This window comes from Paenibacillus sp. FSL H7-689, from assembly GCF_000517905.1.
Lineage (GTDB): Bacteria > Bacillota > Bacilli > Paenibacillales > Paenibacillaceae > Paenibacillus > Paenibacillus amylolyticus.
Map to the genome: position 1 here is coordinate 1 of NZ_ASPU01000015.1, position 13,910 is coordinate 13,910.

Here is a 13,910-nt window from a genome sequence, read left to right on the forward strand (position 1 = left end):
CGTCAGCAGCTTGGGCGCCAGCTGCGCTGCCGTAGGCGCTGCTGGCGCTGCCTGGCCTGCTGCGGACGGCGCCCCCGCAGCAACAGGCGTTTCAGCGCGACCGTCAGTCCGACCGGCCGCGCCTGCTTCAGGCTGGCCTGCACTTGCACGGCCAGCCACAGATTCTGCTGCCGCCCCCGGTGTACCCGGGCGGCTCCCGACTTGGCCCGCGTCAGCCCCGCGCGGGCTCTCGCCAGGTATTCCGGTTCCAGACGGAATACCTGCACCCCCTTTGCCAGCCGTTTCAACGTTGCTAGCAACTGCCTTGGCCCCGGCTTCAGCATTCGCTGTGCCTCCGCCGGTCTGCACATTTCCTTTCACCGCAGTACCTGCATCCTCTGTCCCGCCATCCGTCATGGATTTAGATCCCGCCAAAGCTGCTTGTCCTTGTTGCGTTGACAAAGCAGGTGTTCCGGTTCCAGTCACCTGACGACCATTGCCTGACGCAGCCAATCCTTCTTCCATCTGTGCTTCATTCAGCACGACGGGTACACCAGCCACAACAGTTGGTTTCATCGCATCAGATTGTTCTCCAGGCAATAGCGGTTTACCTGTTGTTTGAGTCAGCATCGTTTCCAACTGATCAGCCAACCCGCTTAACAACTGGTGCAGAGGGGGACCAAACACCGTCTGGTGTAATCCTTTTACTGTTTCCGCCGTAACCGGAAGACCACGCTGAAAAGCAATTCCCGTCGCCTGCACCCATTCTTCCACAGGGACCTGTGCAGGTTTAGCTGTCATCATATTCTGGACCATAGCCACATTATCCTTCGTTAGTGGCAATCCGCTACGCTGCATGGCAAGTAACAGTTCCCGGTTCCCTTTTGTATCCGGCAGTCCTACATCCTTAAGCAGGTTGTTCAGCGAAGCTTGTGGCAACTCAGCAAGTGTACCCGTCATAGGTTTCATTACCGTTATGCCATTTTCACCTGGAGGCTGCACTTGAAGCAACGTGGTCTCACCCGGACGGAGTGGAGTCTCCAACTTGGCGCGCACTTGCACACCTTGAATCTGCAGAACTGCTTCTCCCCCATCATCGGATACACTAACGACGGAGCCACGAACCACCTGACCTTCCTTTAATTCAAGCGGTTTGGCATTGCCGGGCTTACTGTCTCCCATTAACCCCTTTATCATGGAACCGATATTCAAATCTCTCCCCCTCCTTTCTTCAAACCTGTGTTAAAACAAAGATTGCTGCTCTCCAAGCAGGTTGCCCAGAAAACTGCGCCGATGCATCGGGGTTGCCCCCAATGCCATAATCTGCTCCCGATGAACTTTTGTTGCATATCCTTTATGTATCGACAAACCATATTCCGGATATAACGTATCCCATTCTTCCTTACACAGCCGATCTCGCGTTACCTTGGCAATAATAGATGCCGCTGCGATCGATTGACTATTAGCATCACCTTTAATAATGGACAGTTGAGGTACATTCACATCCACCTTTTCGGCATCCACCAGCATATAATCAGGAGTTTCTCCCAATGCTTCAACCGCACGTTTCATCGCAAGTCTCGCAGCCTGTTTGATATTAAGCCGATCAATCGTCTCTGCATCCGCGTACCCGATACCTACCGCCAGCGCTTTTTCCATAATGACGTCATATAATGCATCACGTTTTTTCTCCGTTAATTTCTTGGAGTCATTCACACCTTCCAGGATGAGATCCTTCGGTAAAATAACCGCCGCTGCGACAACATCCCCAAACAAACAGCCCCGTCCTACCTCATCAATACCAGCAATACGTTCAAATCCACTGTCCCAATACTCCCGCTCATAGAGCAACAGATCTCGAGGTTCACTGACTTCTTTTTTCTTCTTTGGTCCAATCGGAGTATCCAGTAGATTCAACCCGATCTCTTCATTATTTTCAACCATAACGCTCATCTCCTCTACCCACGCTTTTTCAGCATACGTATCACTTATAACTTTTTATAATATAGACGTAAATCCTCTGTCTTTTGTTCTGTACAACCTGTCTCTATCAGTAAAACTTTTCCTTGAGATTTACAATATAAAGATAGTGATGTCTTCATTTATCGGTATTTGATGGTTTAAATTGAATATATCAGACCTCGTCTAATTTAAATTGCACCACCATTTATCATAGCACGATTTTGATGCACCTGATATATAGGTCAGCCAATTCCATAAAGCGTACTGTTCTTCAATCCTCTTCCATTTTATCGTTTTCGACGTATGTTCCAGCTCTACTTCCGCGTTTGTATACACAAAAAACGACCGCTCCCGGTAATCCGGTAACGGCCGCTTCTTTCGGCACTTGTATATATGAAATGAACAAATGAAGATAATGATCTTCATCGTGTAGAGTCCATTTTTTTTAATAGGGAGCTTCCATAGAGAAACGTCCCATTTTACCCGCTCGCAGTTCACGCAGAAATGCTCGTGATGCCTTTTCCAGATCAATGCGTCCACCGCTTACAATGCAACCACGTATACGGCCAACTTGTTCCATAATCGCAATAACACTGTCTGAATCATCTGCATCCTTGGAGAACTCCTGAAGTCCATATCTCTCTTCAAGGGCGTCCCAGTAATAACGCATCAGGTAACTGATTCCAAAAAAGGCGATATCCTCTGCATTCAAAATTTCCTCTTTGATCGCACCAGTTACGGCAAGACGATAACCTACATTTTGATCTTCGAACTTAGGCCAAAGAATACCTGGAGTATCCAATAACTCCATTTCTTTGCCTACCTTGATCCACTGTTGCCCCTTCGTCACACCAGGACGATCTCCTGTTAACGCAATACTCCGTCCAGCCAGTCGGTTAATCAGTGTTGATTTACCTACATTGGGAATCCCTACGATCAACCCGCGAACCGCACGAGGATTAATCCCTTTAGCAATTTGACGGTCAATTTTTTCTTTAAGAAGAAGCTTGGCCTGCACGGGAATATCTTTAACATTGGTTCCCGTCGAAGCATCTACAGGAAAAGCGGTAATTCCTTCTTTTTTGAAATATTCAATCCATTCTTGCGTCACTTTTGCATCTGCCAAATCCGATTTGTTCAACAAAATCATCCGGGGTTTATCCAGCAATATTTCGTCAATCATTGGATTACGGCTGGAGACAGGCAGACGGGCATCCAATAGTTCGATGACCACGTCGATGAGCTTTAACTTATCCTGAATCTGGCGTCTGGCTCGAGTCATATGACCTGGAAACCATTGTATCGTCAACTTGTCTTCACCTCATTATTTACTTCAATTTCAGTGGTTGATCCACTTAATCTCACCGATCGGCCAGAAAATCACATCTGCACGACCAATAATATCTTTTAACGAAACATAACCGATCATACGGCTGTCAGTACTATTTGGACGGTTATCTCCCATGACAAACACATGACCTGCCGGCACTTTGCCATCAGGGAACTGTTCATTCGGGAAATCCTTCACGTTATAGGTTCCACCATTTGCTTCAGCTGCATCAATGGCTCCTTGAATATACGTTTCATCAACCTTTTTACCGTTAACCATCACGGTATCGTCTTGAACCTCAACGGTATCACCTTCTACAGCAATAACACGTTTAATGAAATCTCGACCTTCGGATGGTACGTGGAAGACGATAACTTCACCGCGCTTCGGTTCTCTGATATCATATAAGATTTCGTTGACGATCACACGTTCACCCGTTTCAAAGTTCGGCTGCATGGACGGACCGTCCACAACAAACGGTTTGAAGAGCAACCACCGAATGAGAATGACGAGAACTAATGCGATAACAATGGCTTTAAGCCATTCAACAATTTCATTTTTGGCTTTTTTGGATCGACTATCTTTCTCTTCGGCAGGATTGCCCCGGTCATGTTGAACTTCTTGTTCCATTCAAGATCTTCCTCTCTTCACAGTACATGTTTATAGCAGTACACACATCCAGCATTCTGTATCGTTCCAATAACTCAATGGATGGATACAAAACATTCACATCAGTTATGTAATCTTACACCAAGCATTACAGTACATTTAATCCACAATTCAAATGCCTTCAAGAGGTTGTTCAAAAAGTCGGTACTGAAACCGGTCTTTTGAACACGCACTTCAATAACTGATTTTACAATCCTCCCGGACTATTCCCCGCATGTGTTGCCATACCATTTTACTCGGAAGTGTACCTCCGGTTCAACTTTTCCCGGACAAAAACGAAAAGGGCTTGTCTCCAAGCCCTTCCCGGTATCCGTTATATTAACGAATTTCTTTAATTCTCGCTGCTTTACCGCGTAGTTCACGAAGATAATAAAGCTTCGCACGACGAACTTTACCACGGCGAGCCACTTCGATTCTATCGATTTTAGGGGAATGAAGCGGGAAAGCTCTTTCCACACCTACACCGTAAGAAATTTTACGAACTGTAAAAGTCTCACTGATTCCACCACCACGGCGTTTAATCACAACACCTTCGAACAATTGGATACGCTCGCGAGTTCCCTCGATTACCTTAACGTGCACTTTCAAAGTGTCACCAGGACGAAAACTCGGAAGATCCTTGCGAAGTTGTTCTTGTGTAATCGCTTGAACGATATTCATCTATGACTCCCTCCTTCCATACAGGCGTTCATACTTCTTCCAGAGATCACCTTGTCTCCTTCATCATCCATAGAGGACCGCCGTATTCCACATAACAGACTTATTGTATCACGCAGCATATCAAAACACAAGAGAAATTAAACAAATGCCTATTGTTCAATCTGCCACTCTGAAACTCATCCATCACATGTTAACTTCATTCTAAAATACATTCTCCCGTATGGAAAGTGAATCAACGCTCTCATCTGCAAGTCAACCTGATACAGGAAAAAATACTGTAACTTCCAGTGTAGTAATATCGTCTATGATATAACTTATTGACCACTTTAAAAGGAGAATCCCAAGACTTATGAAATATTGGAAAAGATCACACTTGCCCTACTCGCCATGCTCACATGCTCCATTACACTATATTCATATGCCGTAACTCACCCAACGAATGCACTGTCACACAAAGCCTGCACATCCTGGGACATAGTCAAACGCAAAGCATTCGAGCTGTCACACACTGACTTCTCTAACCAATCTGTGCTGATGTATCATTACATAGAGCCCAAACTGAATAATCACGAGACAGATAATAAATCCATCATTAATCTGGAGGATTTTGAGCAAAATATGAAATACCTGCATGATGAAGGCTACCGCACGATTACATTGAATCAGCTTGAACAATATGTTAGCGGGAAGATTTCCCTGCCACAGAAGTCCATTGTAATTACCTTTGATGACGGATACCAGAACAATTATACTTTAGCTTACCCTGTGCTTCAGAAATATAATTTTCATGCCTCGCTGTTTGTCATAGGCAGTAAAATTCAAGATCAACCTTCGGAATTTGAGCCCGCCATTAACAGTTTCATCTCCAAACCAGAGATGCAGGCAGCAACTGACGTATTTGAATTCAATAGCCATACCTATAACCTGCATCACAAGGGATTTATGCGCTGTGGTAACAGTGTTCCTGTCGGTCTGGACACCAGTCTTCTGGATGATGATATCCAGCATATGAAGCAAACCGGAATAGACACACCTTATTTGGCCTATCCTTTTGGTTATACCAGCACACAGATGATCTACAAGTTACAGCAACATGGATATCGCATGGCTTTTACCGTAAAGTCTGGATTTGTGCATCCAGGAGATCATCCCATGAAGCTGCCTCGCTTGACGGTCACGACAGGTACTGATTTGGCGACCTTGCTTCAACCCGAATCCAGTCCGCAGAACGAACCATTTGCATCGGAGAATGACCAGTAAAACCTAGATTTTAACTTCACCGCCCGGATACAGAGTCGAGTTATACAGCCTTTTAAGCTGTGGCTTGGCTCTTTTTGCATCGGTAAGTGATAATGTCATCGGAGAGCTGGAATAAATCACTGCTTCCTCTGCGTCATAGATGATGATCTGTTCTTTCCCCGTCTGAACCAGGTCTGCATGTACCGCATATCCCTCTTTCGGGAATTCAGTAACCGTTTTCATATCTCCATCTACCAAAGAAGGCAACACATCTCCACCTCTACGATACGCCAAAATATAATCGAGTCCACCTTCATCCCAGTTACATACAGGCTCTATAATGGTTAACCAGCCAGGAGTCGTGCGGTTTTCTTTCCATATTTCTTGCCCTGCGCTATCCAGCATGAACATTCCATCCTTACCATTCTCATCCCCACGGACAATCCGGTCCAGACCTGCAATCTGTAAACCTATCATTCCAGTACAAAAATGGCCTAATGCAATATGCTGTGATTCAATCGAATCTTCATAACGCCACTTCTCATTACCATAGCGGTCCATCATGACCGTAACATTGCCACCGATAACAATCTCGACTTCCCCATCACCATCAACGTCGCTAAACCATATACAGTCAGCATGATCATCGAGATTATGACAAGACCATAACAACGTCCCATCATGATCCAGCATGTCATATCCGGCCATCACTTCATCTTTCCCATCTCCATCGATGTCATATACCCATGGAAAATGTCCCGGATTCCCTTCATGCTTCCATAACAAATTAAAATCATGGTCGAGTGCCCATAACGTCTTATAGCGGTCTTTCAGTATAATGTCCATTTTCTGCTGGTTACCCGTCAGGTTGGTGAGAATAATGCAGTCATGTGCTTCATCACCTGGCAGATCACGTGTTTCTTTAATCTCTCCGGTCCGGCCATCCAACACCAGAAATTGTTTGTCCATGACACACAATACTTCATTATTTCCATCTCCATCCCAATCTGCTACCTGAGCGGGATAGTCTGAACCCGGACCCCCTGCATCGGGATCAGCAGTTCCGACCTGCCATAGTAATGTTCCTTCCAGATCAAATGCAGTCAAACAACATACCTGATGCGGGACGTACCGATCGTCTATACCCCCATCTGCCTGTACCAGCAACATTTCAAGTCTGCTATCCCCGTTTAGATCTCCCAAAAGCATTTTGCAGCGTTCTCCGGCTTGGCTAATATTTAGTCTGGCGATTTCATAAGGCTGAATGCTCATCATCTTCCTCCTCAGCTTATCGTTGTTATTCAAATCCAGCTGAGTTCACCATAAAGAAAACCCCTGTTTTTTACAACCCTATTATGTGGTCATGCAAAAATGTTCAAAGCTGCAAAAAAGTGCCTACGTAATTAAACGATTTAAACGAATGATTTTAAGCCCACTCTAAAAACTCAAGACGATTGCCAAAAGGATCATTTATATAGAAACGTCTTACACCTTCATCTGCCCTTGCTTCGTCATCGACAATATGAATTTGGTTATGAATGAGATGATCACGCAACTGATCCAAATGTTGTACATGAAAAGCCGGATGAGCTTTTGTGGCGGGAATAAAATCTTTTTGTACGCCAATATGCACTTGGTGTCTACCACACTCGAACCATACACCACCCCGTTTTCTCAGAATTTCAGGTTTGGGAATCTCCGTCCAGCCCAGTACTTTATGGAAAAAATGACGTGCCTCCGCTTCACAAGATTCAGGTGCTGCGAGCTGAATATGATCAAGACCAATAATATTGTAAGTCATTCATACACCGCCTTTGGTTTCATTTAGTGAAACTGAGTTTTAAAATATACCTCCATTTTATAGAATAACCCATTTAATATCCAGCTTTCTTTACAAAACACATAAGAAAAGCCAACCTTTGGTATCAAGGTTGGCTTTTTCAAACTCTATAAAAAGATATATTTACGTGTTTATACGATACTTGTACTTACTCTGTGTTATGTTTACGGTTTGAGCGTATCTTTTTCAACCAAATACGTTCTTTATCCGTCAAATCAGCCGTTTCCAACATCTCCGGTCTGCGCTCCAGCGTACGAAGCAACGACTGTTCTCTACGCCATGCCTCAATGTTCAGATGATGTCCCGACAACAGCATATCCGGTACTTTCATGCCCCTAAACTCGGGTGGACGTGTGTAGTGTGGATATTCGAGGAGTCCAGTACTGAATGAATCCGTCACAGCACTTGTCTCATTGCCAAGCACACCGGGAATAAGACGTACGATGCTGTCGATCGCAACCATAGCAGGCAATTCCCCACCAGTGAGCACGTAATCACCAATGGATAGTTCATCCGTCACGAGAAATTCGCGAATTCGCTCATCGTAACCTTCATAATGTCCACATATAAAAATCAGATGATCTTCCTGTACAAGTTCTTCTGCTTTTTTCTGTGTAAACGTCTCACCTTGCGGACACATTAAAATGATACGTGGAGCTTTCATGGTTGCCGCGGCTTCTCCGCGTTGCTCCAGTACATCTTCAACAGCAGCAAAGATCGGATCTGGTTTTAGCACCATGCCTCCACCCCCACCGTAAGGAGCATCATCGACCGTATTATGTTTATTTGTGGCATAATTACGGAAGTTGGTTGCACCGAGGGACACCAGCCCCTTCGTTTGGGCTTTACCCAGAATGCTTGCTCCGAATACGCCATCAAACATCTCCGGGAATAGTGTTAATACATCCACTTTCATGTTACAGCAGCCCTTCCATCAGGTGAATCTTCACTTGCTGCTGTTCGATGTCCACATCAAGTACTACATCATCAATAACGGGAATCAGCACTTCTTTACCTGCTGGCGTTTTGACAACCCATACATCATTGGCACCCGGAGTCAAAATTTCAGAGATAGTTCCAAGCGTTTCACCCTCTTCGGTGATAACCGAACACCCAACGATTTGATGGAAGTAGTATTCACCTTCCTCCAGCTCAGCGAGGTTCTCTTTTAACACTTTGGCCATACCGCCTTTAAACTTCTCTACTTCATTAATATTGCCATACTCTTTCAGACGAAGAATATACATATTTTTATGCAAACGTGCAGATTCCACGTTAACCATGACTGGATGATTATCTGGTGTAAAGAAAAACAACTCTGCATTTTTCGCGAAACGCACTTCCGGGAAATCGGTTATAGGCATGATTCTCACCTCACCGCGAATTCCATGCGTATTAACGATTTTACCTACATTCATAAACTCTGCCATACGTTCCTCCTACGAAATTAAATCAAACTAAACAGCTACTTCGACTCTCGTACGGTCGTTCCGGCGACGGTTCGTTCTTTCGATCGCTGTTACCCCCTCATTTTTCGAACTTACTTTAAAAGGTGAAAATGAGGTGATAAAGGCGAACGCTGACGCTTCTCCAGAATCGATCCCGTCCCCTGCACTGCTCCGAAGTCACTCATACCCAAAATATTTTAATTCAATATCTAATTCAACATATTAAGTTCAGCATGCACGAAAAGGGGCTAGGACATGCATCCTAACCCCCTTTCGTATATCTTTAAGATATGATATCAACGGTAACCCGTTTATCCATCTTAACTGCTGCTGATGTGACGACCGTACGAAGTGATTTCGCGATTCGTCCTTGTTTACCAATTACCTTCCCGACATCGTCAGGATGAACAGTTAACTCATAAACGACAAGCCGGTCTTTCTCAACCGTCCGAACCGTCACATCTTCCGGATGATCGACTAAAGCCTTAGCAATTATGCTTACTAATTCTTCCATAGATGACCCTCCGAATCAGCACTTTATTTAGATAATTTAGACTCGTGGAACTTCTTCATCACGCCCGCTTTGCTAAGCAAGTTGCGGACAGTGTCAGATGCTTGTGCACCGTTTTGAAGCCATGCCAATGCTTTATCTTCATCGATCTTAACAACAGCCGGTTGTTCAACCGGGTTGTAGTAACCGATCTCCTCGATAAAACGACCGTCACGTGGGGAACGGGAATCCGATACCACTACGCGGTAGAAAGGAGCTTTGTGAGCACCCATACGTTTCAGACGAATACGAACTGCCATTTGAAAATTCACCTCCTTCAATGAAATCTGTATATGATCCAGCTTCGCTTAAATCAACGGAAAGGAAACTTCATTCCTTTACCCATACCTTTAAGCTGCTTCATCGCTTTATTTTTACCGCCGCCTTTAGGTCCCATCATATCCGAGAACTGTTTCATCATGCGGCGCATCTCATCAAATTGCTTGATCAGACGATTTACTTCAGCCAGAGATGTTCCGCTTCCGGTAGCAATACGCTTCCGGCGGCTATGGTTGATCATGTCCGGGTTACGTTTCTCTTCGGTCGTCATTGAGTAAACGATCGCTTCGATCCGGCCCATCTGTTTATCATCAACCTTCAGATCCTTGGCTTGTTTCATCTTGCCCATGCCGGGGATCATATCCATGATCTGATCGATTGGTCCCAGCTTTTTCACTTGATCCATCTGCTCCAGGAAATCTTCAAACGTGAATTCTGCATTACGCATCTTCCGTTCCATTTCCTTGGCTTTATCGGTATCAATGTTTAATTGTGCTTTCTCAATCAGAGATAACATATCACCCATACCGAGGATCCGTGAAGCCATACGTTCCGGGTGGAACGGCTCCAAAGCGTCAAGTTTCTCTCCAAGGGAAGCAAACTTGATTGGACAACCCGTAACTGCTTTGACGGAAAGCGCAGCACCACCACGAGTATCTCCATCCAGCTTTGTCAGGACAACCCCGGTCAGATTAAGCTGCTGGTTAAAGTGTTCTGCTACGTTAACCGCATCCTGACCTGTCATGCTGTCTACGACAAGCAGTACTTCATCCGGATTCACTACGCTGTGAATCTGGCGAAGTTCTTCCATCAGTTCTTCATCAACATGCAGACGTCCAGCTGTATCGATAATAACATAGTCATTACCGTTATCCTTCGCATGTTGAAGACCTTGACGTGCGATCTCAACAGGGCTTGTCTGATCTCCCAGTGTGAATACCGGCGCTTTGATCTGCTCGCCAAGTACTTGCAACTGTTTGATCGCTGCGGGACGATAAATATCTCCTGCAACAAGCAATGGTCTGCTGTTTTGCTTTTGCAGCATTTTAGCCAGTTTACCCGATGTGGTTGTTTTACCAGCACCCTGCAAACCAACCATCATCAGCACCGTAGGCGGTTTGTTCGCTTTAGCCAGTTTCGCTTGGCTTCCACCCATCAAATCCGTTAGTTCCTTGTTAACGATGTCGATGATGACCATTCCTGGCGTGAAGCTCTCCATCACTTCTTTGCCAACAGCCTTCTCTTTCACCTTGGCGATGAATTCCTTGACCACTTTGAAGTTTACATCCGCTTCGAGCAATGCCAGACGTACCTCGCGCATAGCCTCGGCTACATCTTCATCAGACACCTTGCCTTTGCCGCGCAGCTTGCTGAACACATTCTGTAATCGGGTCGTTAATCCTTCAAATGCCATGATCCCACCTCCTTAAGCTTTAATACTGTTTGCAAGACCGATACGTTCCGCTCAGCCAATATTTCATTCACTAAGCTGAGCAACGATATCGTGTATTTGTTTGTTGTTATCAATGGAGACGCCTGCGCGTTCCAATGCATTTTGCAAATCTTCAAGATTGCGATTACGCCGTTCATGCTTTTCCAGCAAGCCCAGCTTGCTTTCGTAATTTTCCAGCACTTGTTCGGCACGCTTGATATGCTCGTATACCGCCTGGCGGCTGATCTCAAACTCGGCTGCAATTTCACCAAGTGAGAAATCGTCATGAAAGTAATACTTTAGAAAAGTCTGCTGTTTCTCGGTAAGTAACAATTCATAAAAAGCAAACAGCAAGTTAATCCGGTTTGTCTTCTCAAGCCGATTTTCTTGACTCACATCGGGGCACTCCCTTCGTCAAGGAAAAACACTTTACACTCTTGCAACGTTCCTAATAATACCTAAAACAAATCAGGTTGTCAAGCAAAAATACTTGTCACAATAAAAACAGCTCTGATGATACGTTATTTCGATGTTTAACGGGTGGTTTATGCCCTTCTTCACTACAAGCAAATTCTATCTGTGTCCCTGCGACCCACCTCTATGTAGAAGAAAAAACGAATGCGTCTCAGTCCGTGGAGATGCATCCGTCTATGGTGTTCTAACGAAGTGGTGTCAGGTACAGCAGTACCATAAAGAAATGAAGAATACTGCCTGCTAACACAAAGAGATGCCAAATCGCATGGTGGTACGGAAATCCACGCCATACATAAAAGAGCGTACCAAGTGTATACATCAGGCCTCCAGCAACCAGCAACACAATGCCGCCTGTAGGAATGGCCGCCATAAGAGGTTGCCAGGCAATAACGATCAGCCAGCCCATCGCAATATAGAAAATCGTGGACATGAATAGAAACTTTTTCGTAAAAAATGCCTTAAAGATCACGCCGAATAATGCGATACCCCAGATTATGCCAAACAGGGTCCATCCAAGTGTACCGCGAACAGCAATAAACAAAAGCGGAGTGTACGATCCCGCAATAAATAAATAAATGGAAGAATGGTCGAAAATCTCAAATAAATCTTTCACTTTTCCATCTTTCCATGCATGCACGAGTGTAGAACTTGTATAGAGCAACAGCATGGTGATTCCGTAGATCGTGAAACTGACCACATGCCAAGCCGTGCCTTTCATACTTGAAAATACAATCAATATCACCAGTGCAGCTACACTGAGTGCAGCGCCGATTCCATGTGTCACCGCATTGGCGACTTCTTCACGGCGAGAATAGGTATACGTATTGGCCATTTTCAACCGTCCTTTCTAACCCTTTAACATTGCCTGCTTTATTCCTCCATTATACACGTATTGCCAGTGACATTACACGTGACACTTATCACGTATATCACTGGCAATACGGTTAACATTATTAATTCATTCTATTATTAATGATTCTAGGAATTAGCTTCCTCTTCTTCAGCACTTTCCGCTGGCTGTTCTTGGATCAATCCGGCGAACAAGGCATGCACAAATTGCTCCGAATCAAACGGCTGCAGATCATCAATTTTCTCACCCAGTCCTACGAGCTTCACAGGCAAGTCCAGCTCCTGACGGATCGCAACAACGATCCCCCCTTTGGCTGTTCCATCCAGTTTCGTCAGTACGAGGCCAGTTACACCGCTTTTCTCACCGAAAAGTTTAGCCTGGTTTAAAGCATTTTGACCTGTTGTTGCATCCAGTACCATCAGTACTTCATGCGGAGCATCCGGAATTTCACGCTGAATAACACGATAGATCTTGTTAAGCTCGTCCATCAGGTTAGATTTGTTTTGCAGACGACCTGCTGTATCACAGAGCAGAACATCCGCACCCCGTTGTTTCGCTGCTTGTACCGCATCATACATAACCGCTGCTGGATCAGAACCAGATTGCTGTTTGATCACATCGACACCGGCACGTTGCCCCCATACTTCCAGCTGTTCAATGGCTCCGGCACGGAACGTATCTCCAGCTGCCATGATGACTTTTTTACCTTGTTGTTTAAATCGATGTGCCAGCTTGCCAATCGTTGTTGTTTTACCAACACCGTTAACACCAACAAACAAAATGACGGTAATGCCATCCGGGTTCATTTTCAATTCGTTATTCTGTTCACCGCGAAGAAGACCCGTCAGTTTCTCGGACAATACAGGCTGCAGCTCAGCCGCATCCTCAATTTTGCGTTTTTTCACCTCAACGCGCAGGTCTTCGATCAGATTCATGACTGTATTCACACCAACGTCTGCTCCGATCAAAATCTCTTCCAGTTCTTCATAGAACTCTTCATCGATTTTTTTGCGACGGATTACGAGATCCGACACTTTTTCCACTAACCCTTTACGTGTCTTTTCCAATCCATCCTTAAACTGTTTGGTGACCGACTCCGTTTTGCTTGCAATGCTGTCTCTAAGCTTTTTAAAAAAACTCATAAAGCCCCTCCATCGTGTACATAATCTAAGCGGTTTTGCAAAAATGCTCAATCTGA

At 45.0% G+C, this 13,910-nt stretch carries 15 protein-coding genes and 1 pseudogene; 1 reads left to right on the forward strand and 15 read right to left on the reverse strand.

The window, feature by feature from the left end; translation table 11 throughout:
* The 5 genes and pseudogenes from C170_RS11010 to rplS all read right to left on the reverse strand — a co-directional run.
* Positions 1 to 1,191: pseudogene (locus C170_RS11010) on the reverse strand (hypothetical protein); the annotation flags it as partial.
* Between the two features lie 30 nt (positions 1,192 to 1,221).
* A complete protein-coding gene (locus C170_RS11015) occupies positions 1,222 to 1,923 on the reverse strand; it encodes a ribonuclease HII (RefSeq protein WP_081745912.1) in 702 nt (233 codons plus the stop codon).
* A gap of 463 nt (positions 1,924 to 2,386) precedes the next feature.
* A complete protein-coding gene (gene ylqF, locus C170_RS11020; RefSeq protein ID WP_017689210.1) occupies positions 2,387 to 3,250 on the reverse strand; it encodes a ribosome biogenesis GTPase YlqF in 864 nt (287 codons plus the stop codon).
* 30 nt (positions 3,251 to 3,280) lie between these two features.
* The gene (lepB, locus tag C170_RS11025; protein ID WP_036609449.1) at positions 3,281 to 3,901 is read right to left on the reverse strand and encodes a signal peptidase I; all 621 of its coding nucleotides are present in this window, start codon (positions 3,899 to 3,901) and stop codon (positions 3,281 to 3,283) included.
* A gap of 357 nt (positions 3,902 to 4,258) precedes the next feature.
* On the reverse strand, positions 4,259 to 4,600 hold the full coding sequence (gene rplS / locus C170_RS11030; protein ID WP_017689212.1) for a 50S ribosomal protein L19: 342 nt from the start codon (positions 4,598 to 4,600) through the stop codon (positions 4,259 to 4,261).
* 357 nt (positions 4,601 to 4,957) lie between these two features.
* Here rplS and C170_RS11035 point away from each other — a divergent pair, with 357 nt between their 5' ends.
* Positions 4,958 to 5,860, forward strand: a complete 903-nt coding sequence (locus C170_RS11035; protein WP_235200753.1) for a polysaccharide deacetylase family protein — start codon at positions 4,958 to 4,960, stop codon at positions 5,858 to 5,860.
* Between the two features lie 3 nt (positions 5,861 to 5,863).
* On the opposite strand, the gene C170_RS11040 is transcribed toward C170_RS11035, so the two are convergent.
* The 10 genes from C170_RS11040 to ftsY form a co-directional block, all read right to left on the reverse strand.
* Positions 5,864 to 7,111, reverse strand: coding sequence for a hypothetical protein (locus C170_RS11040; RefSeq protein ID WP_036609451.1), 1,248 nt, complete (start codon positions 7,109 to 7,111; stop codon positions 5,864 to 5,866).
* Positions 7,112 to 7,265: 154 nt separating this feature from the next.
* The gene (locus C170_RS11045; protein WP_036609452.1) at positions 7,266 to 7,640 is read right to left on the reverse strand and encodes a VOC family protein; all 375 of its coding nucleotides are present in this window, start codon (positions 7,638 to 7,640) and stop codon (positions 7,266 to 7,268) included.
* Positions 7,641 to 7,827: 187 nt separating this feature from the next.
* Positions 7,828 to 8,595, reverse strand: a complete 768-nt coding sequence (gene trmD, locus C170_RS11050) for a tRNA (guanosine(37)-N1)-methyltransferase TrmD (RefSeq protein ID WP_036609453.1) — start codon at positions 8,593 to 8,595, stop codon at positions 7,828 to 7,830.
* Between the two features lies 1 nt (position 8,596).
* Positions 8,597 to 9,109, reverse strand: coding sequence for a ribosome maturation factor RimM (rimM, locus tag C170_RS11055; RefSeq protein ID WP_036609454.1), 513 nt, complete (start codon positions 9,107 to 9,109; stop codon positions 8,597 to 8,599).
* A 301-nt stretch (positions 9,110 to 9,410) separates the two neighbouring features.
* Positions 9,411 to 9,641 carry a KH domain-containing protein gene (locus C170_RS11060; RefSeq protein WP_017689218.1) on the reverse strand — a complete coding sequence of 77 codons (231 nt, stop codon included), beginning with the start codon at positions 9,639 to 9,641 and terminating at the stop codon, positions 9,411 to 9,413.
* Positions 9,642 to 9,664: 23 nt separating this feature from the next.
* Complete coding sequence (rpsP, locus tag C170_RS11065) at positions 9,665 to 9,937, reverse strand: 30S ribosomal protein S16 (RefSeq protein WP_017689219.1); 273 nt, start codon at positions 9,935 to 9,937, stop codon at positions 9,665 to 9,667.
* A 53-nt stretch (positions 9,938 to 9,990) separates the two neighbouring features.
* Positions 9,991 to 11,370 (reverse strand): signal recognition particle protein, encoded by a 1,380-nt coding sequence (gene ffh, locus C170_RS11070; protein WP_017689220.1) that lies wholly within the window; start codon positions 11,368 to 11,370, stop codon positions 9,991 to 9,993.
* 63 nt (positions 11,371 to 11,433) lie between these two features.
* Positions 11,434 to 11,784, reverse strand: a complete 351-nt coding sequence (gene ylxM / locus C170_RS11075) for a YlxM family DNA-binding protein (RefSeq protein WP_017689221.1) — start codon at positions 11,782 to 11,784, stop codon at positions 11,434 to 11,436.
* 262 nt (positions 11,785 to 12,046) lie between these two features.
* A complete protein-coding gene (gene trhA, locus C170_RS11080; RefSeq protein ID WP_017689222.1) occupies positions 12,047 to 12,694 on the reverse strand; it encodes a PAQR family membrane homeostasis protein TrhA in 648 nt (215 codons plus the stop codon).
* A 146-nt stretch (positions 12,695 to 12,840) separates the two neighbouring features.
* On the reverse strand, positions 12,841 to 13,854 hold the full coding sequence (ftsY, locus tag C170_RS11085) for a signal recognition particle-docking protein FtsY (RefSeq protein ID WP_036609455.1): 1,014 nt from the start codon (positions 13,852 to 13,854) through the stop codon (positions 12,841 to 12,843).
* Between the last annotated feature and the right edge of the window lie 56 nt (positions 13,855 to 13,910).